The sequence below is a fragment of the Candidatus Latescibacterota bacterium genome (assembly GCA_019038625.1).
In the GTDB taxonomy this organism is placed as follows: Bacteria; Krumholzibacteriota; Krumholzibacteriia; order Krumholzibacteriales; family Krumholzibacteriaceae; genus JAGLYV01.
Map to the genome: position 1 here is coordinate 14,695 of JAHOYU010000046.1, position 21,214 is coordinate 35,908.

Below are 21,214 nucleotides of genomic sequence, written 5' to 3' on the forward strand. Positions count from 1 at the left end.
GATACTTCAAATATATTATCATTCGCTGGAGGTTGGCACTCCAGCATGTAGAGTGCTAACTGGCATTAAACATTAGGCATTAAGGTTATTTAACAATAGGAGAAGGGGGTAGAAATGAAGATCATGCCGCTGGCTGACCGGGTGCTTGTTAAGCCGATGGATGCTATTGAAGTGAAAAAGAGCGGAATCATCATTCCGGATACAGCCAAGGAAAAACCTCAGGAAGGTAAAGTCATAGCGGTAGGCAAGGGCCGCCGTAACGATACTACCGGCGAGAGGATCGAGCTTGAGGTCAAGAAGGGCGACAAGGTCCTTTACGGGAAATATTCAGGAACAGAAATCACGGTTGATGACGCAGAGTATCTTATCCTCAGGGAAAGCGATATTCTGGCTGTCATATAAGCCTGCAGGAAGGAGCAACATTCAATGGCAAAGCAGTTGAAATTCGATACAGATGCCAGGGATCGCCTTAAAGCGGGCGTAGATCAGCTTGCCAACGCGGTCAAGGTGACTATTGGCCCAAGGGGCAGAAATGTGATCCTGGACAAAAAATTCGGTTCACCGACGATCACTAACGACGGTGTGACTATCGCAAAAGAGATCGAACTGAAGGACCCGTATGAGAACATGGGTGCCCAGATGGTCAAGGAAGTAGCTACAAAGACTCAGGATGTAGCTGGTGACGGTACGACCACAGCTACGATCCTCGCCCAGGCCATCATCACAGAGGGTCTGAAGAACGTTACGGCCGGCGCCAACCCGATGTTCATCAAGAAGGGCATCCACAAAGCCGTCGAGGCTGCCGTAGGTTATATCAAGAAGCGTTCGAAGCAGGTCCGCAAGCGTGAAGAGATCGCGGCCGTGGCCACCATCTCGGCGAACAACGATCCGGAGATCGGTGAGCTTATTGCCGAGGCTATGGAGAAGGTCGGCAAGGATGGAGTCATCACTGTCGAGGAAGCCAAGAGCATGGATACCGATCTGAGCGTAGTCGAAGGTATGCAGTTCGACCGCGGTTATCTCAGTCCCTATTTCGTGACCGATGCCGAGCGCATGGAAACTGTCATCGAAAACGGATATATCCTTATCTACGATAAGAAGATATCTGCTATGAAGGATCTTCTTCCCGTTCTCGAGAAGGTGGCGCAGGTCAACAAGGCTCTGCTTATCATCGCCGAGGATATCGAGGGAGAGGCGCTCGCGACACTAGTCGTCAACAAGCTCCGTGGCACCCTGCAGGTAGCAGCAGTCAAGGCTCCAGGGTTCGGCGACCGCCGCAAGGCCATGCTCGAGGATATAGCTGTTCTTACCGGTGGCAAGGTAATATCAGAGGATGCCGGGTTCAAGCTGGAGAACGCTATTGTCACCGATCTTGGCCAGGCCAAGAAGATCTCGATCGACAAGGACAACTCGACCATCATCGAGGGTGCTGGCAAGCTAAGCAAGGTAAAAGAGCGTATCAACCAGATCAAGGCCCAGATCGAGGATACCACTTCCGATTATGATCGCGAGAAACTTCAGGAGAGGCTTGCAAAGCTCGCCGGCGGAGTCGCCGTCATCAAGGTCGGAGCGGCCACCGAGATCGAGATGAAGGAAAAGAAAGCTCGTGTCGAGGATGCCCTCGCCGCTACAAGGGCTGCAGTCGAGGAAGGTGTCGTACCCGGTGGAGGGATCACTCTTCTTCATGCGGCAACAGCTGTAGAGAAACTCGATCTCAAGGACGAAGAGAAGATCGGTGCCGATATCGTCGCCAAGGCTCTCTACGAGCCGGCAAAAATGATTGCCATCAATGCAGGCAGAGAAGGCTCTGTCATCATAGAGAAGATCAAGCATGAGAAGTCGCCTGAAATCGGTTATAATGCCGCTACAGGTAAATTCACCAGCATGATAGCTGACGGTATCGTCGATCCGACGAAAGTCGCCCGCTCGTCGCTGCAGAATGCTGCAAGCGTCGCGGCGCTTCTTTTGACGACCGAAGTGACGATCACCGACATTCCCGAAGAAAAGGGCCCTGACATGGGTGCAGGCGGAATGGGCGGAATGGGCGGAATGGGTGGAATGGGCGGAATGATGTAAGTGTCGCCCGGATAAGTATGGAGAAGGCGCCCGGTCTTTCTGGCCGGACGCCTTTTTCTTTTTCAGGGCATTCTTTTGTGTCACATGGATGGCTCATGGCTTCATCGATGCAGAATTAACTTGAATTTCTCTATAAACCTTCATATTTTTCATCGGGTATTGAATAACCGGATTCTGATATTTATGAAATGAAGGCGGAGAGCCGGAGAATGATTTCCTTACATGAACCTGGAGGTTTCAAGTGAACCGGTGGAAGAGAATCGGGCCGTGGATGTTAATTCTGGGTTTCTCGATCTATATGTCGATATTTACCGGATGCGACAATTCTTCAGTAGATCCTGATCCGGGTGTACCAGCCTCACTGGATCAGCTCAATATAATTTGCCATGATCTGGCGCCTGCTCCGGGAACGACGGCGCAGTTGACGATCCAGGTAGACGGGTATAGCCCCTCAGGCGAATGGCCCGTATATACATGGATTTCCGATGGCGGTAGTTTCCCCGACGGAAACACCGGGATCTCGGTCGCGTGGACAGCACCGGATACCCCCGGCCTTGTATCATTTACTGTGACAGGTATTCTTGGCGGTCTGGCTGACACCACTTCGACCTATGTGCTGGTCCGGAATTTCGAGGAGATGGATACCGGGAGGTTGTTCAGTTGTCATCCGAGATTCATATACAACGAACTCTACTTCTTTGGTGATGGCGATGGCCTTCCTCCCAGAAGCCCCAATTTTATAGGATATCATTGCTATAAGTACTTGTCGCCCAATATGAGTGTGCAGATCTCGGTTACCGAAGATGTCGAGGGTAGCGGATACGATCTCTACATGCCGGATGGCGGATCCGTTGTCGTCGGCTCGTTCATAAGAAACTATTACGGTGGCCTTCAGCAGCAGAGAAAGGATGCCTGGGTCTTTCCTCTCGCAATCGGTTCGATCATTAACATATCGGACGATGGTGGCGGGGTCAGTTCAAGGGGTAACCAGCATGTCCATCCATTCTCGAATGCTTTCGGTGCGAAGGTCGTTTGGGAGGCAAGGATCGCAGGAGGATCTGCCGATGGGACCAGTGACCTTTCGGATGTCGGATTCTGGGAAAGTTTCTCAGGTGACACCATGTATGTGACACAGAGCCATGACTCCACATTAGGTCTGGTTGGCACTGAAATGGGATATATTCACAGGTATTATAACAATATCAAACCAATGATAACTCCCGATGAAGACAAACTCTTATATTTCGTTGATACGACAGGAGTTTATGAGCCGTGTCTAATAGATTTGCTTCCAGATCCCGATATCGGCTCCAGGCGGGCACTGATGGTCACAGACGAGAGAGGTATCTTTGAGACCGCCGGCATCAGTGTAAACGAGAATACCGTATTTCAGTGGAACAATGATGCCGGGATAGTAGCGTTTGTCGAGAGAAGCGGAAAGCTCTGTTTTTTCGATGCTAATAACGAGTCGGTCATGATAGTGCCGGGAATCGATGATGCCAATGCTGACGCCGTGGAGATCGTCTGGTCTCCTGACCACACGGAATGTGCCGTTGTGAGGGCGGAAGGTATCTGGCTGGTCAGTGTGTCCGGACTCATGTCTGCGGACCCGGTCTTCCGAAAGGAAAAGAGTACGGATGGAATAATCGGCCTTGCCTGGTCGCCGAATATGGACGAACCGAAACTGGCCTTCAGGATGATAAGAAAGGGAAAGAATGTCGAGGACTCTTTCTCCGCTCTGATGATATCTTATCTGAACGATGGAATTACCGTATATGCTTCACCGAGCGTTCACTGGAACACTCCTTATGAACCGAATGTCGACTATACATATCTGAGGGTCTTCTTCGACGAGGATGAAAACATCTACGCTCCAATACCGACTCCCGAATGGAGCGGTGAACCGAACAGAAACGTCGAATGCGCGATCTTCTATTGTTATTAACAGGCTTTTAGCCGACCTGACGGAGACGGACTACCGCATGCAATCTGCTAGGCTGGGGAAGCTCCCACCATACCTGTTTGTCGAGATCGACAGGCGGAAGACCGAGTACGCCCGTTCTGGTGGAAAGGTGCTGGATCTTGGTATCGGTGATCCGGACCTTGGGGCTCCCGGAGTCCTCAGGGATCTTCTTGGCGAGGCACTTGGTAACAGGGAATACGATCGGTATCCTTCGGATCGTGGATTACCGGGACTTATTGAAGCTATCAGAAAATGGGCACTTAAAGAGCATCGGGTAGATCTTTCCCCTGATGAGATACTGATAACGATCGGCAGCAAAGAGGCGATCGCTCATCTTCCGCTGGCCGTAGTCGATCCTGGAGATACAGTACTGGTTCCCGATCCTGGATATCCTGTTTACAGTTCGTCTGCGATCTTCGCCGGGGCCCAGCCGGTGACCATGCCTCTGCTTCAGTCCAACGATTTTCTGCCCGATCTCGAAGCGATCGACACCGACATATCCGCACGGTCCCGGATGATGTATCTTAATTATCCGAACAATCCTACTTCCGCAATTGCTCCTTCCGGGTTTTTCGGCCGGATGCTTGAGTATTGTGGGAATAACGGTTGTATCCTTGTCAATGACGCTGCCTACAGTGAGATCATGTACGAAGGCAGGGCCGAGGCTCTGTTTCCCATCGGCAGGGAGAGCAGCACGCCCTATATCGAGTTTTTTTCCTTTTCGAAGACCTTTTCAATAACAGGTTGGCGGATCGGGTTTGCGATCGGGTCTCCTGAGGTCATCTCCGCCCTTGGAAGGCTGAAGGCGAACATCGACTCTGGTGTATTCAGTGCTGTTCAGGCCGCAGTCGCGGGCCTTCTCGAAGCTGACTACCAGTCGGTGATCAACGAGATAATCGATGTATACAGGGAGAGACGTGATATTCTCTCGGATGGCCTGAGAAAGGCCCGCATAGAGTTCGATCCTCCCGAGGCGACCTTTTATTTCTGGATACCGGTGCCGGGAGGTGAGAAGTCGATCGATTTCTGTGGAAGGCTTCTAGATGATACCGGTATCGTTGCTACACCCGGTGTAGGATTCGGGCAGGGGGGAGAGGGGTATTTCAGGTTGTCTATTACCGCTCCCACGGATACAATAAGACAGGCATGCGTTAAGCTGGCAGATTTCAGATAGTCGGTCCGGGAGGTTTTACTTGTTAGAAGAGAAAGTCGTTCTAAAGGGGATAAGGGTCTTTGGCTACTACGGCGTTTCCCCGATGGAGAGGGAAGTCGGGCAGAAGCTGGAGATCGATGTCGAATACTGGAACGATTTTACGAAGGCCTGTGTGACAGATGCTCTGGAGGATACGGTCAACTATGAAAGGGTCCACTCAAGAGTGATGGATGTAGTTGAAAAGAACAGGTTCAACCTGATCGAGACTCTGGCCGATGCTATCTGTAGCGAGATCCTGAATGATTTTCCTGTTACCAGGATAAAAACGACAATAAAGAAACTTACACTTCCATTTCCCAATAATCTGGATCATGTCGCAGTCATCGTCGAACGCGAAGCAGGATAAGCCCTCAGTCACCGTTTATCTCTCACTGGGATCAAACGAGGGTGCGAGGGAAGAACATGTGCTGGCAGCTGCTGGTCTTTTATCTATCCAGGAACATATCGATTTTGTGGAACTAAGCCCACTCTATGAGACTGAACCTGAAGGAACCGGTTATTCGAGGACATTTATAAATGCGGTTGCCATGTTAAGAACGGCAATCGGGCCGTATCGTCTTCTGGACATCTGCCAGAGAATCGAATGGGAACTCGGCCGGGTGAGGCAATCTCCTGATTGTGACAGGGCAATTGACATAGACATAGTGCTTTACGGTGATCTTGTGATGAATGATGTGAGGCTGGAGTTGCCTCATCCCCGTGCGGTCGGAAGGATGTTTGTACTCCAGCCTCTTTTTGATATCGATCCAGGAGCGGTTTTCCCACCGGTCGGTGTCAGTGTCGGTGAACTTATCGGCAGGAGTATCGGCTACGGATGGGTCAGAAGGGTCTCGACCCGCAGCGTACTGTCATCGAACTTCTTGAGTAGTAAAGATTTGGATTGATATTGACATCGCCATGTTTTTTCACTACCGTACAGCTTATGAAAGACCTGAAGGACCGGCTGATATCCGGCGGAATCAAATATCTTGCGATAGAGGGTAATATCGGCGCGGGCAAGACCACTCTGGCGCGGCTTCTTGCCGCCGAGACGGAGGCGCGTCTCTTTCTCGAAGAGGTGGATGATAATCCCTTCGTAGAGAAATTCTACGACGATATGCCCGGTTACGGGTTCCAGGCGCAGATATTCTTTCTTTTGAACAGGTATCGCCAGCAGTTGGAAATATCGCAACAGGACCTGTTCTCCGAACTGATGATCGCCGATTATCTTTTTGCCAAGGATACGATCTACGCTCACGCTGTCCTGGGCGATGATGAACTTGTGCTATATAACAGGCTGCATTCAATGCTGGAGACGAAGATTGTGAAGCCCGATCTGGTCATCTATCTGCAGGCCACTCCTGAAGTCCTGCTGCAGAGGATCCGTAAAAGAGGCAGGAATTTCGAGAGGAGCATAGGCGACGATTATCTTGCCGGGCTCAACGACGCGTTCAATCACTTCTTTTTTCACTACGATGATACACCGTTGCTTATCATCAACACAGATACGACCGATTTTACTTCCAGCAGAACTCAAGTCGAGGATCTCTACGCGCGTATTTCCGAAAAATTCGAAGGTACGCAGTACTATATACCTTCCTGGGAAGAGGGCGATTCATGAGGAAAAAAGTCACAAAGAACACCATCCTCAAGATGAAACGCAGCGGTGAGAAGATCGCTGCTATCACATCATATGATTTTCTCTCGACAAAGATAATAGATCAGACGGGGATCGATCTGATACTCGTCGGCGATTCTCTCGGTATGGTCATCATGGGATACGAAAATACCCTCCCTGTGACGATGGAAGAGATCATTCATCATCTGAAGGCAGTGTCCCGAGCCAGGCCATCGGCAATCGTGGTCGGTGACATGCCTTTCATGTCCTACCAGGCCAGTGTAGAAGATGCTGTGAGAAATGCGGGGAGGCTGGTCAAGGAGGGAGGAGCCGAAAGTGTGAAGCTGGAGGGAGGAGAGAGATATGTCCCTGTGATCGAAGCTGTCGTTCAGGCGTCGATACCTGTAGTCGGACATCTCGGCCTGACACCTCAGTCACTGCACCAGATGGGTGGATATCGTATTCAGGGGCGGGACGACGAATCTGCGGGAAAGATGGTGAGGGAAGCAAAAGCACTTGAGCAGGCCGGATGTTTTGCTATAGTGATCGAGGGTGTTCCTTATCAACTTGCCAACACCATTACGGAGAGTATTTCGATACCGACGATCGGGATCGGTGCCGGCAGTCATTGTGACGGTCAGGTCCTGGTACTGAACGACATGCTTGGGATCCATGAGGAGTCTCTACCCCGATTCGTTAAAGTATATGATGAGATCGGAGACAGGATACGCGATGCTGTGTCGATGTATGTCGAGGAGGTAAAGGAAGGCAGATTCCCGTCGATCGAGCACAGTTATTCGACTCCGAGGAAAAAAAGTGCCGACAGGGCGGGCGACAATGAAGAAAGTAACGACTCCGGCTCAGGTCCGGAAAGCAATAAATAAAGCTCAGGGGAAAGGTCTCAGCGTTGGGCTGGTACCCACCATGGGAGCTCTTCATGAGGGACACGAGAGCCTGGTCAGGATGTCCCTGGATGAGACGGATTTCACCGTTGTCTCCATATTCGTCAATCCCGTCCAGTTCGGGTCCGACGAAGACCTGGCGACCTATCCGAGATCGCTCGATGATGATACGCTGATCCTCGAAAAACTTGGAGTAGACCTTTTATTCGCTCCCGAGGTGACATCCATCTATTCGGGCGAGGAAGCGACAGAGTTTCGGGTGGAGGGACTCGGGGACAGGCTCTGTGGAGCTACCAGGCCCGGACATTTTCAGGGAGTACTTCTGGTCGTGGCTAAATTATTTAATATGGTCCGGCCGGATTTCGCCTTTTTCGGTCAGAAGGATGCCCAACAGGCCGTTATTATTCAGCGAATGGTGGCTGATCTGGATTTTCCGGTGAGAATCAGGTTGGGCCATACTGTCAGAGAGTCGGACGGGCTGGCGATGAGTTCGAGGAATGCTCACCTCAACGGTAATGAGAGAAAGAGTGCCGTAGCGCTCAGCAGAGGCTTGCGGCTGGCATTTGAAAAGGCGAAAGGCGGGGAGCGGGACGCTGGCGTCATCATGGATGTTGTTCGTTCCAGTATGGAGTCAGGCGGATTTGATGTCGATTATTGCGAAGTCGTTTCAGGAATGGACCTGAAGCGGCTCGAACGGCTCGAAGGCACAGTTCTCTTTGCTGCGGCTGGTCGACTTGGCAAAACGCGCCTGATCGATAATATCAGTCTGAGGATTAAAGGCGAGTCTGTTACGGAGGCGGTTCTGGAATTTCCGGAATGGAGCAGGTATGAGTGGAAATAATGGTCTCGCGGCTGTGATCCTGGCGGCAGGACAGGGTACAAGGATGAAATCCGATATGGCCAAGGTACTTCACCAGCTCTGTGGAAGACCTATGATCAGGTATGTTGTCGACGCTGCCGGATCTATAGACCCTGAAAGGATAATCCTGGTAGTAGGATATCAAGCCGAAGCGGTTATGAAAGAGATGGATGGCGAGGACGTCGAATTCGCCCTTCAGGAGGAGAGATTGGGCACGGGGCATGCCGTACTGCAGGCGGGCTCACTTCTGGAAGGGTTTTCGGGTACAGTCATGGTACTGACCGGGGACACTCCTCTGCTCAGGTCGGTGACTTTGGCGGCCCTCCTTGAGACGCATCGGGATTCCTGCGCGTCAGCGACAGTGCTTAGCGCTGTACTTGAAGACGCTACAGGGTATGGCAGGATAATAAAAGACAAGCAGGGACAATTTCTGAAGATAGTAGAGCATAAGGATGCTTCCGATGATGAGAAAAAAGTCAACGAGATAAACAGTGGTATATTCTGCTTCGAGAGCAGAGATCTTTTCAGCGCCCTGGCCGGGGTCGGCAAGGAGAATGCCCAGGGAGAATATTATCTTACGGATGTAATGTCGATACTGCGAGAGGAAGGCAGGAAGACTGTAGTCCATCTATGCCTGGACAGACAGGAAGTCATGGGAATTAATGACGTGGATCAGCTGAAAGAGGCAGAGAGGTTGATGAATTAGGATGGACAGGATCTACGCTCCCTGGCGGAGCAGGTATTTTACGATGGAAAAGAATGATGGTTGCCTCTTCTGCGAGATCCGGAAGGAAGAGAAAGATGGGGAAGTCGGCATTCTGTACAGGGGTGATCACTGGTTCGTGATCATTAATCTGTTTCCATATACTAACGGACATGTAATGGTCGTAGCGAACCGACACATAGAGAAGTTGTCCGAGATCAGGCAGGAAGAAGGTCCGGAATTGATCGAACTTCTCGGTCGCAGTGAAAACGCGCTGGATGAAGAATACCATCCGGATGCGATGAATATCGGAGTGAACAGGGGGGCGTCGGCCGGAGCGGGAATCGTCGGTCACCTCCATTTCCACATAGTCCCCAGATGGAACGGAGATACGAATTTCATGACCTCGGTGGCGGAAACCAGGGTCGTCTCCGAGGAGATCGGGGCAAGTTACGAAAGACTGAGAAGATATTTCGAATAGAATCCCTGTGCGACAGGCCTGATTCGGGGAGTATGGAAAAGAGATTCGAATGGCAGCTGCAAGGAAGAAGAACAGAAAATCAAGAATATCGATGCCTGGTCTGACAGGAATCGTTGTTTTTGCTTTAATGGTCTTTTCACTTTCGGTAAGATGGTCGGGTCTTGGCAGGGGACTGGCTCCGGAAAGGGAATATTTTCAGATGGAAGTGCTGAATGGTACCGGGGAGCCCGGAATCGCTATTCGGACGACGATGCAGCTGAGGTTGATGGGTATAGATGTCAAGATCGAGGGGAATGCCGATCGCTTCGATTTCAGGGAAAGTCTGCTGATCGATCGGCGGGGTAACCCCGGGTTGATGAAAAGTCTTTCACGCAGGCTCGGTTGCCGAAGGGTCCTCCTGCAGATACAGGACCGGCCGGAAGTCGACGTGACGCTGATAATCGGCTGGGACAGGGACAAGTTGAGACTTGAAAGATCGTAATTAACAGGTCCGGATGGACACAAGGGAGGTCGTGCTTGGCGGCGAAAAGACGAATTGGCCTTGTAGCTCTGGTCTTTTTTCTCGGAGTAGTTCTTGGAGGAGTAGTCGGAGAGACGATAGGACTCCTTCTGCCCGAGGATAACGTGATTCGTGAGTTATTCGTTTCTGGCAGAGAATTCCAGGTGGGTCCGGTTTACCTGAACCTTATCGTCATGACTTTTACTCTGGGATTTTCTCTGAAGGTCAACCTGGTGAGTGTTCTCGGAATAATAGTCGTCGCGTTCCTCCTGAGGTGGTACTGCTAGAAGGGAAGTGTAATATGCTGAATGCAATCTTATCCGGGAATTTACTACCGGGCTTTGCTCTGATCGGACCTCTCGGGTGGTCCGAGCTCCTGATCATTCTTGTTATCGTTCTGATCTTTTTTGGCCCGAAAAGGCTTCCAGAGGTGGCTGAAGCAATCGGTAAATCGTTGCGTAAGTTTAAAAAAGCCTCGCGTGATGTAAAAGAGGAAATCGAATCCGGGTCGAAAAATATTACGGAAGACGATGAAAAGCAGGGTTGAGCGGAAGCGATTTGAAAAAATGCCGGACAGTCGATTCGCTGGAGACAGCGACGAAACAGTCCGGCATTTTTATTCTCAATCTTTTTTAAGGGCGCTGATCACTTGAGAGTCAGTTCCCGGTCATCCTCCACGACTGCGTCGTCCCGCAGCTGCTTGTACCACATGGAAAGAAAATCATAAGAGCGCTCCTGCATGATCTCATTCGATATGGCCTGTCGCTGATCAGCGAACGCAACCATGTCCGGTGCTGTTCTTGATATGACTTTTATGATATACCATTCATTCTGCCCCATGACAGGAACACTTATCCTGTTGACCGGAAGTTCGAAACTCGCGAGAGCGAAATTTGTGTTCGAGCCGACTCCCGGGATCGCGTCATCGACCTTGAATGGGGGAGTTGTACTGAACTCCAGTTCTCTCGAATGCGCAACGGCTTCGAGGTCACCGCTTGTCACGGCTTCCTGTCTTATACTTCTGGCCGTATCCCTGGAGAGCTCTGTCTTTCTGTCGTAGCGGATCATTTCAATCAGCTGATTTCTGACTTCTTCGAGAGGCCTTGGCCGCTCGTCGATCTCCCCGGAGACTTTCACGTAGTAAATAGCGTCTTCCGATTCGATCGGTCCACTTACCGTGCCCTTTTCATAGTTAAAAGCGAAGTTCACAATTCGAGGAAGATAACCGAAGTCTTTTATAAATGCTCCCCTGATGAAAGGTTCCACATCAATCATGTCGAGCTTCATCATTTCGGCAGTATTTTCAAAACCTTCATTTTCGATAGTATCGGTAATCTCCGCGATGAGAGTGGAGAGCGAGTCTATAGTATCGTAACCAGGGTCGACCTTCATCAGGATATGGCTGGCCTTTACCTGCTCTTCACCGTTCTCACTTTTTTTCTCTTCTGTCTTGATGAGGTGATAGCCGAACTCGGTCCTTACCGGCATACTTACCTGACCGATATTCTGGGTCATAGCGGTTTCGGTGAAGAGACTGTCCATCATCCCACGGCCGAAGAAGCCAAGGTCGCCGCCTTTATCGGCGGTCATGTAATCATCCGAATATAGTTTGGCTGTTTCTGCGAAATCGTCGCCCTCCATGAGCTCTTTTCTGATCTCAAGCATCTGCTCGCGTACATCAAGATCGTCAAGTTCTGTTGCGGATTTCTCAAGGACTATAAGCTGGATGGAACGTTTTTCCGGGTCCAGAAGTTCGTCGGCCGATTCCTCGTACCTGGCAGCGATTTGCTGCTCGGTCGGTTCATAGGGAGGATCTTCATTCAGCCACGGCACCTTGACGTACTGGACCGCCATTTCGATTGTGCGTTTTTCGAACTCGTCCTTGATCATCCTGTCGGGCATAGATATCTGTGACATGAGCATGGATTCGAATTTCACGCGGGGAAGCTGTTCCCTGCCCCATCTTTCCAGCTCGGTCCAGTCCATCTCTGGATTAGACAACTGGCGCAGGTACTCGTTATAATCAAAGTTCCCCTCATCATCGACGATCATACTCTGGAGTTGTGGGTGGGGATTCCTTCTGAGGAAGGAAACGAGTTCGTTATCGTTCACTGTGATTCCGAGTTTCTCGATTTCCTGAGTCCTCAGGATCTCCATAATAGTCGTTTCCCAGGCCTGTTCGGAAAGCATATGGCTCTCGGTCGCGCTGAAAGAGAGGTTATCCCCTCTTCTCGCGCGGATCTGAGCGAGAAGCTGCTGGTACTGGAATGAATACATCTGTCTCGAGATCTTCTGGCCGTTCACCGAACCGACGAACTCCGAACGTTCGTTCGGGTTCTGATTTCCAGATTTCTGGTTCACACCGAACAGTGAAAAACCTGTAATCCCAAAGGCCACGACAACTACCCAGAGGATGGTTTTCGTATTTGCTCTCATCTGCTGTAACATTTAGTATTGTCCTTTTCAGAAAAGGTAAAGGCTCGAACATCTGAAACAAGATCAAGTTAAATTAGCACATAACCGCTGATGTTGCAAATGATTTAACATCCCCGGTCCAGTGTTGCCGGGATGCATCCGGGAGTAGATAGTCACCTTCGAAGCAACAATTTCTCTACGTGATTGACAGGAGGGCAAAGTGATGATAATTTGCAGTGGATATGAAAAAAACTATTACAACGATTATTCTCCTGATTCTGATTATATCTCCGGCAGCCAGAGGGGAAGTGTATCTCTGGCCGGTCAAAGGGGAGAGAAGGCTTAGTTCTAGTTTCGGGGAATTCAGGGACGGGCATTACCATGCCGGGATAGACCTGAGGAGCTATGGCGCGATAGGATTGCCCTGTCTCGCGATATCCGATGGGTATCTGTCGAGAGTGAAGATAGGCCCCCAGGGGTATGGTAAAGCGCTTTATGTTAAGTTAACTGATGGACGGACAGCCGTTTATGCTCACCTCGACTGTTTTGGCGGAGAGATAGACTCCATGGTCTGGCATCACAGGGTCAGGAAGGGTAGCCCCTGGTGCGATATAACGCTGGAGGAGGGGAAATATCCGGTATCTGTGGGTGATACGGTCTGCTACTCGGGAAATACCGGCACTTCGGCTCCGCATCTTCATTTTGAGATCCGGGACGAGCAGCAGCGGCCGATCAACCCGCTGGAAGAGATATACAGCATCCCCGACAGGCAGGCCCCTATAATCTCCGGGCTGGAGATCATTCCGGAAGATCTGCCGGGTAACGCCCAGCCGAGTCTGGTCGACGGCCTTCCTTTTACGAAAGAATGTCTCCTGAGAGCATCTGGACGGGAGATATACGCGCTGAGCGACACTATCCACATCCAGGGTGGGGTGAAATTCGCAGTATCGGTCTGGGATGAACAGGGGTATGGAAGATATCGCATGGCTCCGTTGACGATCGATCTCTATGTAGACGGCCAGACTGTCTATTCTGTCAGGAATTCGGTATTCTCATACATGCAGTCGGCCGAGATAGTGTTGGAGTATCATATCAAGGGTAAGGGCCCGGCAGGCAGATATACACTTCTTTTTAGAAAAAACGGGAACACGAGGACAGACAGAAATGGTCCGGGGATGATTCATTCGATGGGCGGAGTCGATAGAGGCCTTCACCTGAGTCCCGGGTTGCATCGGTGCGAGATAGTGACCGGTGACGCTTCCGGGAATTTCTCCAGGGCTGTATTTAATATCAAACTGGGCAGCCAGCCTGTAATAACAGGGGCGGACAGGCTCGAGGCCGCACCGGAAGTCGTGTTAAGCGCGGTCGATCCGGATGGAGGGGGCCTGAGCGGCCACCTTTTCGAATCCCTCGATGGTGGCGCCACATGGGCGGAGATGCAGATAAGTGAACGGGAAAATTACAGCACGGCTTCTGTCACCGATACTGGCTCGGCGCTGTACCGATTCCAGGTTTTCAGCGGCACGGGCGCCTCAGCCGAGCGCTGGTTTTCTGCTGGAACCGTCTTTTCCGAGCCTGACAGGGCTTTTTTTGAGATCCTGCCTCGTGAGATGGAGGGAGGATTGTATGTTGACTGTCTCTCCGACGCAGTCATCATGGACATGCCGGTGCTGACTGTGACAGGAAGTTCGGGAACGGATACAATAACAGTATTCAGGACGGATGCCGGATCGTTTTCGTCTGTGGTCTATGCCGGGAAGCTGGGCAGTGGCCCCCATACGTTCAGGGTAAATGGATCCGATTACCGGGGGTTTCACGCCGATGCCGCGAAGGTGATGAATATCTACCCACTTTCTTCGGGTGGGAAGGCGGAGATAGTGGTCGGGGACAGTATCCGGGTTGTCCTGCGCGCTCCATCCATCAGGGGGAAGGTGGTCTGTCAGGTCGCTGACGTGACCATGCCGGGACCGGTTGGAAATGGATTGAGAGCAGTCAGCGGAGCTTTTTCTATTCGGTTCACGGAACTATCGCTCAGAAGGGCGCTTGTTCTTGACGCCGAAATGGATAGAAGGATCGGCCTGTACATCTGGAATGAGGACAAGGGATGGAAATGTGTGGGAATCCCGGCAATGGAATCGGATGCTGTAATGATAGGAAGGCCTGGAACATATGTTTTTCTCAGGGACGGAATACCTCCTCTGATAAAACATGCCGCACTTGAAAAGAACCACGGGGGAAGCAGTTTCTTCAGAAATGTCACATGTATATTGCCAGTTATCGAGAATGGAAGCGGGATAGACCCATATTCGGCGGAAGCTGTTATCAACGGTGATCCGGTAGTCTGTGAATGGGACGGATTGCGCGACAGGTTGGTCATTCCACTTCCGGCATCTATGGCCCCGGGAAATGTCACCCTTGAAGTCCTGATAAGCGACCGAGCCGGGAATGAGACAGCCCAGCAGTTCGGGTTTGTCATACAATAGGCGATGTGGAGGAAGCTGGTATGGCCAGCGCAGGATTCATACATCTTCATAATCATTCGGAATACAGCCTCCTGGACGGAGCGTTTCGGATCAGCGATCTTGTCTCGACCGCAAAAAAGATGGGTATGAGTGCGGTAGCCCTTACCGATCATGGAAACCTGTTCGGTGCCATTCCCTTTTACAGGGAAGCGAAAGAAGCTGGCATCAAGCCGATTCTCGGTATGGAGACATACCTGGCTCGCGGAGGACACAGGGAGAAAAAAGCTGTCCGGGGCAAGGTAAGAAACGATCATCTTGTGTTGCTTGTCAAGAATGAGGCCGGCTACAGGAATCTCCTCAAGCTCGCTTCGATAGCGTACATCGAGGGCTTCTACTATAAGCCGCGTATCGATCTCGAGCTATTGGAGAAACACTCTGAAGGGCTGATAGGTATGAGCGCCTGTCTGCAGGGTTCGATACCGAAGCTCCTGCGAGAGGAGAAATGGGACGAAGCAGGAAAGCTTGCCATGAAAATGGCCTCGATCTTCGCTCCTGGTGATTTTTACATTGAAATGCAGAATCACGGAATTCCCGAAGAACTGGAACTGATTCCTCATCTCGCCGCTCTGGCGAAAAAACTCGGACTGAAGACAGTCGTGACTAACGACTGTCATTTTTGTGCCGAGGACGACCATGAGGCTCATGATATTCTCCTCTGCCTCCAGACAGGTAAGGATCTTGACGACCCGAATCGTGTTCTCAGATCCCACAGGGAGACATGGTTCAAACCGCCCGAGGCTATGGCCGCGCTCTTTCCCGATCATCCGGAGGCACTGGAAACGACCCTTGAGATCGCCGGGAAGTGTGATTTTGATCTTGTCGACAGTGGCAACCAGTTGCCCAATTTTCCCATACCCGAACCTTATAAAGCTGCGGACGAGTATCTTGCACATCTTGTCGAAGAGAGTCTTCCCTCGGTCATGGAAGAGATCACGCCTGAGATAAAGGAAAGAGTGGAGTATGAGCTCGGCGTGATCAGGAAGATGAACTTCTCCGGTTATTTTCTGATTGTGTGGGATATCGTCAAAGCTGCCAGGGAGATGGATATCCTGGTCGGCCCGGGGAGGGGATCGGCTGCGGGAAGCCTTGTATGTTATGCTCTGGGGATCACGACTATAGATCCGATAAAAAACGGATTACTTTTCGAGCGTTTTCTTAATCCGGAGAGGATATCGATGCCGGATATCGATATCGATTTCTGTGACGAGAAACGCCAGCAGGTGATCGACCATGTGGTTGAAAAATATGGCAAGGAGAATGTCTGCCAGATCATCACGTTTGGAAGGATGGCAGCAAGGGCCGCGGTGAGGGATGTCGGCAGGGTCTTGAAGGTGCCGTATGGAGATGTCGATAAGCTGGCAAAATTGATTCCCGCGGTACCAGGCACAACGCTGACGAAGGCGATTGAAGCCGTTCCGGAATTCAAGGAGAAGTATCAGAACACCCCGGTCATAAAAAAACTGGTCGATCTATCCCTGAAGCTTGAAGGCCTTGCCCGGCATGCTTCCACACACGCGGCAGGGTTGGTGATAACACCGACAAAACTGGTCGATCATGTTCCCCTGTTCAGGTCGAACAAGGGAGAGATCACGACACAATACGAGATGAAGATACTGGAGAGTATCGGTCTCCTGAAAATAGATATCCTTGGTCTCAAGACACTTTCGCATATAGACAACACCCTTAAGCTGATGAAGGAGCATCGGGGTGTGGAGATGGAGATCTTCGATATTCCGGTCGACGACGAAAAGACTTTCGAACTACTAAAGAAGGGGCAGACGATAAGCGTGTTCCAGTTGGAAAGTTCGGGGATGCGGGACCTGCTCAGGAAGATAGAACCCTCCACTTTCGGTGATGTCACTGCCGTGAACGCGCTTTATCGCCCAGGGCCGCTAGGCAGCGATATGGTAACGGATTTCATCGAATGCAAGCATGCCAGGAAGAAGATCAGGTATGTGCATCCTATGCTCGCACCGATCCTGGAAGAGACCTACGGCGTTATACTCTACCAGGAGCAGGTGATGAAGATCGCCAGCGACCTGGGAGGATTCTCGCTCGGACAGGCGGATATTCTCCGGCGGGCCATGGGTAAAAAGAAAAAGAAGGAGATGGATAAGCAGGGGAAAGCCTTCATCACGGGTGCGGTGGAAAGAGGTATTCCCGAGAAAAAGGCAAAGAAGATATTCGACCTCATGGCGTTCTTCTCGGGATACGGGTTCAATAAATCGCATTCGGCCGCCTACGCGATGATCTCCATGAAGACAGCATGGCTCAAGGCTCATCACCCCGAAGCATTCATGGCCGCTGCGATGACGAGCGACATGGGAGACACTAACAGGCTTATTGTCCTTCTGGAGGAGTGCAGGAACCTTGGTATCAAAGTGGAGGCTCCCGACATCAATAAGGGTGGGGTCGTGTTCGAACTGTCGGGGGATGAGATCGAATATGGACTCGCCGCTATCAAGAATATGGGCGAAAAAGCTGTAAGTCACATAGTCAAGATGCGCGAGGCAGGACCCTTCAGCGATCTGTACGATTTTTGCGACAGAGTCGATCTCCGCCAGATCAACAGACGTGTCATAGAAAATCTGATCCAGAGCGGTGCAATGGACAAGTTGCCTGGTACCAGGGCACAGAAGATGGCTTCTCTCGATATGATGATATCGAGGGCGCAGAAGGTCCAGAGTGTCAGGGATAGGGGACAGACTTTTCTCGATCTTCTGGAAAGTGAAGAAGGCGGAGCAGTCGTCCAGCTGGAAATCGTATCCGACTGGGATGAAAGCGACATGCTCAACCGGGAAAAGGAATCCCTTGGATTCTATTTTTCAGGGCATCCTCTCGATCGCTACAGAGAGATGCTGTCGAAGATCGTAAATGTGGACAGCCTGAGTCTCTCGGGAAAAAAGGACCGGGAAGAAGTCGTCCTGGCCGGGATGATCTCAGAAGTGAAGATGATCCTGGACAGAAAAGGGAACCCGATGGCGTTCGTCACTATTGAGGATTTCCAGGGATCGTACGAGGTCATCGTCTTTTCTTCCTGTTATGAAAAACGCAGGGAGATGATACAGAAGGACAATCTCGTCGTGATTCCCGGCAAGGTCTCGATAAAGGACCGGGGTGACACAAAGATAATAGCCGACCGTGTATATTCGATCGACGAAGCCCTGAAATACCTTTCGAGAAGACTATATCTAACGCTCAGGGAGGGAGTGTTCGGCGAGAAGGAACTTGAAGGGCTGCAGGAAATAGTTCATCGTTACTCAGGTGAAAGGGAACTGATCTTTCACTGGCAAAGCAACGGGAACAGGAAGTATACTATCAGATCAAGAGGCGCCGGGGTCTCTCCCGGTCTGGAGCTGGTCCGGGAATTGAAAGGACTAACGGGGGTAGAAAATGTCGAGATCTCATCATAAGTATTACCGCGTCTTTCTCGCGTTTGTTTTTGTCATGGTAGCGGCAGCGAATGTTTCATCGCAGGCATTCGAGGATATGAATCTGATAGACAGCCCGACAGCCGGGATCATTCCTCACGGTTCATATCTACTGGAGGGTTCCATAGGGCCGAAAAGCGGCCTCCTCTTTGGTGTGAAAGTTGGATTTCATGACCGCCTTGTCGTTGGAGCGTCTTTCGGGATCCAGGAGTTTATCGGAAGAGGGGATATAGAGGTGAACGACAAGCCGGGATTTCACGCGAAGTTCCGGATCCTCGACGAAAGCATAGCCGGCCCGGCGCTGGCGATCGGTATTGATACACAGGGCGAAGAGTCATACGACGAGGGCGATGGCAGATACGAGAGGAAATCCAGGGGCTTTTTCGGAGTCGTGAGTAAAAATTATTATTATCACAGGAATATCTCCTTTCACGGTGGCGTAAACTATTCTCTGGAAAACGAGGCTGAGAAAGGTATAGATTTTTTCACCGGGATGTCGATCGAGATGTTCACCGGGATGACGATCCTTCTGGACTACAATGCCGCGATGAATGACGATAACGGTAACCTTCCGTCCTGCAGGACGAATGGCAAGGGATATCTCGACACCGGCGTAAGGTTCGATTACAGGGACAACCTGAGGATAAGGATCCTTTTCAGGGATCTGACTGGAAACTATAACCGGGAAAATGGGGTCGCCCGTTCAATTGAAATCATGTTCATCGATTACTTCTAGACAAGGACCGGTCGTGATGACTGAGACAAATTCGCGGAAAGTCCTGGATTTCGAGAAACCTGTTGACGAGCTTCAGCAGAGGATCGAGAGACTGAAAAGGGACGGTACATCGAGCGCAGGCGAGATCGCCAGACTGAACGAGAAACTGTCCGAGCTCGAACATAAGGTCTATCGTGATCTCTCGGCCTGGGACAGGGTGCAGTTGGCGAGGCATCCGATGAGGCCTACTGCGTATGACTATATCAGCCATATCTGTGAAGAGTTCGAAGAGCTGCACGGTGACCGTTATTTTGCCGATGACCCGGCAATGATCGGGGGCCTCGCAAAGATCTCGGGAATACCTTTCATGGTGATCGGGCAGGAGAAGGGCCGTTCTACGAAAGAAAAGATCGCAAGGAACTTCGGGATGGTCAAGCCTGACGGATACAGGAAATCGCTCAGGCTGATGAAACTTGCCGAGAAATTCAATCTTCCGATACTGTCTCTTGTAGATACACAGGGTGCTCACCCCGGCATCGAAGCAGAGGAACGTGGTCAACCACGGGCCATAGCGGACAACCTCAAGGAGGTGTTCGGTATAGCGACACCTATAATCGTCGTCGTTATTGGTGAGGGGGGAAGTGGTGGAGCATTGGCGATAGCTGTAGGTGATACGATCCTGATGCTGGAGCATGCGATCTATTCTGTCATCACTCCCGAGGGGTGTGCAGCGATCCTGTGGAAGACCAAAGAGAAGGCTCCCGATGCGGCTGCCGCGCTAAGACTTACTTCAGGGGATTGCCTCGAGTTGGGAGTGATCGACGGTATCATCGAAGAAGTCCATGGAGCTGCTCACAGGGATCTCGAAGGGAACGCGGCACGGATCAGAGATGCGATTCTCGGTGAGTACGAGAAATTGGATAAGGTCCCGCCTGATGGATTGTTGAAAATGCGGGAAGAGAAGTTTTACGCGATGGGCAAGTTCGAGGAGGGATAATTGCGGTATTGTCCTGGTCTGGTGAAGGGGTTGCAGCGCTTCCTGAACAGCATGTGACTTTCATTACTTCGGCCTTTTTGCTTGACCGGCTGATATCGAATAGTCTATAATTATTCTGCCAGCTTAATGATAATGAAAAGGTAAAATCACAACTGTGCTGCAGGTCCCTGATTGGAAAGGGTATCTTTCCTATGTGTCAGGGATTTTCGTTTAAGGAGAGAGGGAATATGGTGAGAAAAGATCTACTCGATATTCTGGCTTGTCCTAAATGCCGCGAAAAGGTAACCCTGAGCGATGATAATAACTGGCTTGTCTGTGAACAATGCGCTCTCAGGTATCCTGTCGAGGATGATATTCCGATAATGCTTATCGACAGGGCCGAGAGTCTGAAGTAGCGGCAAGCGGGAGGCTCGGGACAGGTGTGTGTCTTTACTCATTTTGCGGCGGGAGCGCTTCTGGGAGCCTATGCTCCTTACGCGTGGCTGGCCCCGGTCCTGGGGTTGGGAAGCCATGTTGCTCTTGACGTCCTACCGCACTACGATTTCGAAGATATACGTGTGGAAATAATTCTGTGGCTCCTCTGTCTGGGGTTGTTGCTGTTGGGTGGAGTGTACAGTTTTGCCGTGATCGCAGGGGGGCTGGCAGGTGTATTGCCGGACCTCGAGAACCTCCTGTGGAAGACCGGCGTGATCGGCGAGGACAGGAAATTTTTCCCCGGACATGCGGGGATCATCCCTCATGGACCAAAAGCTGGAAAATTCAATCTGGCAATTCAGTTTGTTCTTTCGGCAGCGGTCCTTGGTTTTCTGGTATGGAGGAGAGCATGAGAAAGATTCAAACG

The 21,214-nt window shown here is 51.1% G+C and carries 21 protein-coding genes; 20 read left to right on the forward strand and 1 reads right to left on the reverse strand.

Features of this window, described 5'->3' with window-relative positions; translation table 11 throughout:
- Positions 1–114: 114 nt before the first annotated feature.
- The 14 genes from groES to KOO63_03265 all read left to right on the forward strand — a co-directional run bounded on the left by groES (position 115) and on the right by KOO63_03265 (position 10,840).
- Positions 115–402, forward strand: a complete 288-nt coding sequence (gene groES / locus KOO63_03200; protein ID MBU8920846.1) for a co-chaperone GroES — start codon at positions 115–117, stop codon at positions 400–402.
- A 24-nt stretch (positions 403–426) separates the two neighbouring features.
- Positions 427–2,076 (forward strand): chaperonin GroEL, encoded by a 1,650-nt coding sequence (gene groL, locus KOO63_03205; protein MBU8920847.1) that lies wholly within the window; start codon positions 427–429, stop codon positions 2,074–2,076.
- 241 nt (positions 2,077–2,317) lie between these two features.
- Entirely contained in the window at positions 2,318–4,021 is a 1,704-nt protein-coding gene (locus tag KOO63_03210) for a hypothetical protein (protein ID MBU8920848.1), read from the forward strand.
- A gap of 37 nt (positions 4,022–4,058) precedes the next feature.
- Positions 4,059–5,213 carry an aminotransferase class I/II-fold pyridoxal phosphate-dependent enzyme gene (locus KOO63_03215; GenBank protein ID MBU8920849.1) on the forward strand — a complete coding sequence of 385 codons (1,155 nt, stop codon included), beginning with the start codon at positions 4,059–4,061 and terminating at the stop codon, positions 5,211–5,213.
- A 19-nt stretch (positions 5,214–5,232) separates the two neighbouring features.
- Positions 5,233–5,598, forward strand: a complete 366-nt coding sequence (gene folB / locus KOO63_03220) for a dihydroneopterin aldolase (GenBank protein MBU8920850.1) — start codon at positions 5,233–5,235, stop codon at positions 5,596–5,598.
- The gene (gene folK, locus KOO63_03225; GenBank protein ID MBU8920851.1) at positions 5,564–6,136 is read left to right on the forward strand and encodes a 2-amino-4-hydroxy-6-hydroxymethyldihydropteridine diphosphokinase; all 573 of its coding nucleotides are present in this window, start codon (positions 5,564–5,566) and stop codon (positions 6,134–6,136) included. Before folB ends, folK begins: the two co-directional genes overlap by 35 nt.
- 2 nt (positions 6,137–6,138) lie before the next feature.
- Positions 6,139–6,852, forward strand: coding sequence for a deoxynucleoside kinase (locus KOO63_03230; protein ID MBU8920852.1), 714 nt, complete (start codon positions 6,139–6,141; stop codon positions 6,850–6,852).
- A complete protein-coding gene (gene panB, locus KOO63_03235) occupies positions 6,849–7,733 on the forward strand; it encodes a 3-methyl-2-oxobutanoate hydroxymethyltransferase (protein ID MBU8920853.1) in 885 nt (294 codons plus the stop codon). The genes KOO63_03230 and panB overlap by 4 nt, the downstream gene beginning before the upstream one ends.
- Entirely contained in the window at positions 7,687–8,592 is a 906-nt protein-coding gene (panC, locus tag KOO63_03240) for a pantoate--beta-alanine ligase (protein MBU8920854.1), read from the forward strand. Before panB ends, panC begins: the two co-directional genes overlap by 47 nt.
- The gene (locus KOO63_03245) at positions 8,579–9,316 is read left to right on the forward strand and encodes an NTP transferase domain-containing protein (protein ID MBU8920855.1); all 738 of its coding nucleotides are present in this window, start codon (positions 8,579–8,581) and stop codon (positions 9,314–9,316) included. Before panC ends, KOO63_03245 begins: the two co-directional genes overlap by 14 nt.
- Before the next feature lies 1 nt (position 9,317).
- Positions 9,318–9,794: an HIT domain-containing protein gene (locus tag KOO63_03250; protein ID MBU8920856.1), complete on the forward strand. Its 477-nt coding sequence runs from the start codon at positions 9,318–9,320 to the stop codon at positions 9,792–9,794.
- A 49-nt stretch (positions 9,795–9,843) separates the two neighbouring features.
- Positions 9,844–10,275, forward strand: coding sequence for a LytR C-terminal domain-containing protein (locus KOO63_03255; GenBank protein MBU8920857.1), 432 nt, complete (start codon positions 9,844–9,846; stop codon positions 10,273–10,275).
- Between the two features lie 35 nt (positions 10,276–10,310).
- Positions 10,311–10,580 carry a DUF4321 domain-containing protein gene (locus tag KOO63_03260; protein MBU8920858.1) on the forward strand — a complete coding sequence of 90 codons (270 nt, stop codon included), beginning with the start codon at positions 10,311–10,313 and terminating at the stop codon, positions 10,578–10,580.
- A 14-nt stretch (positions 10,581–10,594) separates the two neighbouring features.
- A complete protein-coding gene (locus KOO63_03265) occupies positions 10,595–10,840 on the forward strand; it encodes a twin-arginine translocase TatA/TatE family subunit (protein ID MBU8920859.1) in 246 nt (81 codons plus the stop codon).
- 98 nt (positions 10,841–10,938) lie between these two features.
- On the opposite strand, the gene KOO63_03270 is transcribed toward KOO63_03265, so the two are convergent.
- A complete protein-coding gene (locus KOO63_03270; protein ID MBU8920860.1) occupies positions 10,939–12,741 on the reverse strand; it encodes a peptidylprolyl isomerase in 1,803 nt (600 codons plus the stop codon).
- Positions 12,742–12,950: 209 nt separating this feature from the next.
- On the opposite strand from KOO63_03270, the gene KOO63_03275 reads away from it, so the two are divergent.
- The 6 genes from KOO63_03275 (at position 12,951) to KOO63_03300 (ending at position 21,200) form a co-directional block, all read left to right on the forward strand.
- On the forward strand, positions 12,951–15,191 hold the full coding sequence (locus tag KOO63_03275; GenBank protein MBU8920861.1) for a M23 family metallopeptidase: 2,241 nt from the start codon (positions 12,951–12,953) through the stop codon (positions 15,189–15,191).
- 20 nt (positions 15,192–15,211) lie between these two features.
- Positions 15,212–18,643 (forward strand): DNA polymerase III subunit alpha, encoded by a 3,432-nt coding sequence (dnaE, locus tag KOO63_03280; protein MBU8920862.1) that lies wholly within the window; start codon positions 15,212–15,214, stop codon positions 18,641–18,643.
- On the forward strand, positions 18,624–19,397 hold the full coding sequence (locus tag KOO63_03285; GenBank protein MBU8920863.1) for a hypothetical protein: 774 nt from the start codon (positions 18,624–18,626) through the stop codon (positions 19,395–19,397). The genes dnaE and KOO63_03285 overlap by 20 nt, the downstream gene beginning before the upstream one ends.
- A gap of 16 nt (positions 19,398–19,413) precedes the next feature.
- Complete coding sequence (locus tag KOO63_03290) at positions 19,414–20,373, forward strand: acetyl-CoA carboxylase carboxyltransferase subunit alpha (protein ID MBU8920864.1); 960 nt, start codon at positions 19,414–19,416, stop codon at positions 20,371–20,373.
- A gap of 230 nt (positions 20,374–20,603) precedes the next feature.
- The gene (locus KOO63_03295; GenBank protein MBU8920865.1) at positions 20,604–20,768 is read left to right on the forward strand and encodes a Trm112 family protein; all 165 of its coding nucleotides are present in this window, start codon (positions 20,604–20,606) and stop codon (positions 20,766–20,768) included.
- Between the two features lie 24 nt (positions 20,769–20,792).
- Positions 20,793–21,200, forward strand: coding sequence for a hypothetical protein (locus KOO63_03300; GenBank protein MBU8920866.1), 408 nt, complete (start codon positions 20,793–20,795; stop codon positions 21,198–21,200).
- Positions 21,201–21,214 lie beyond the last annotated feature (14 nt).

What these genes read in the sequence shown, in the direction of transcription:
- groES (MBU8920846.1), top strand. Translation starts at nt 115, where the DNA reads ATGAAGATCATGCCGCTGGCTGACCGGGTGCTTGTTAAGCCGATGGAT.
- groL (MBU8920847.1), top strand. Translation starts at nt 427, where the DNA reads ATGGCAAAGCAGTTGAAATTCGATACAGATGCCAGGGATCGCCTTAAA.
- KOO63_03215 (MBU8920849.1), top strand. Translation starts at nt 4,059, where the DNA reads ATGCAATCTGCTAGGCTGGGGAAGCTCCCACCATACCTGTTTGTCGAG.
- folK (MBU8920851.1), top strand. Translation starts at nt 5,564, where the DNA reads ATGTCGCAGTCATCGTCGAACGCGAAGCAGGATAAGCCCTCAGTCACC.
- panB (MBU8920853.1), top strand. Translation starts at nt 6,849, where the DNA reads ATGAGGAAAAAAGTCACAAAGAACACCATCCTCAAGATGAAACGCAGC.
- panC (MBU8920854.1), top strand. Translation starts at nt 7,687, where the DNA reads ATGAAGAAAGTAACGACTCCGGCTCAGGTCCGGAAAGCAATAAATAAA.
- KOO63_03245 (MBU8920855.1), top strand. Translation starts at nt 8,579, where the DNA reads ATGAGTGGAAATAATGGTCTCGCGGCTGTGATCCTGGCGGCAGGACAG.
- KOO63_03250 (MBU8920856.1), top strand. Translation starts at nt 9,318, where the DNA reads ATGGACAGGATCTACGCTCCCTGGCGGAGCAGGTATTTTACGATGGAA.
- KOO63_03255 (MBU8920857.1), top strand. Translation starts at nt 9,844, where the DNA reads ATGGCAGCTGCAAGGAAGAAGAACAGAAAATCAAGAATATCGATGCCT.
- KOO63_03265 (MBU8920859.1), top strand. Translation starts at nt 10,595, where the DNA reads ATGCTGAATGCAATCTTATCCGGGAATTTACTACCGGGCTTTGCTCTG.
- KOO63_03270 (MBU8920860.1), bottom strand. Translation starts at nt 12,741, where the DNA reads ATGTTACAGCAGATGAGAGCAAATACGAAAACCATCCTCTGGGTAGTT.
- KOO63_03275 (MBU8920861.1), top strand. Translation starts at nt 12,951, where the DNA reads ATGAAAAAAACTATTACAACGATTATTCTCCTGATTCTGATTATATCT.
- dnaE (MBU8920862.1), top strand. Translation starts at nt 15,212, where the DNA reads ATGGCCAGCGCAGGATTCATACATCTTCATAATCATTCGGAATACAGC.
- KOO63_03285 (MBU8920863.1), top strand. Translation starts at nt 18,624, where the DNA reads ATGTCGAGATCTCATCATAAGTATTACCGCGTCTTTCTCGCGTTTGTT.
- KOO63_03290 (MBU8920864.1), top strand. Translation starts at nt 19,414, where the DNA reads ATGACTGAGACAAATTCGCGGAAAGTCCTGGATTTCGAGAAACCTGTT.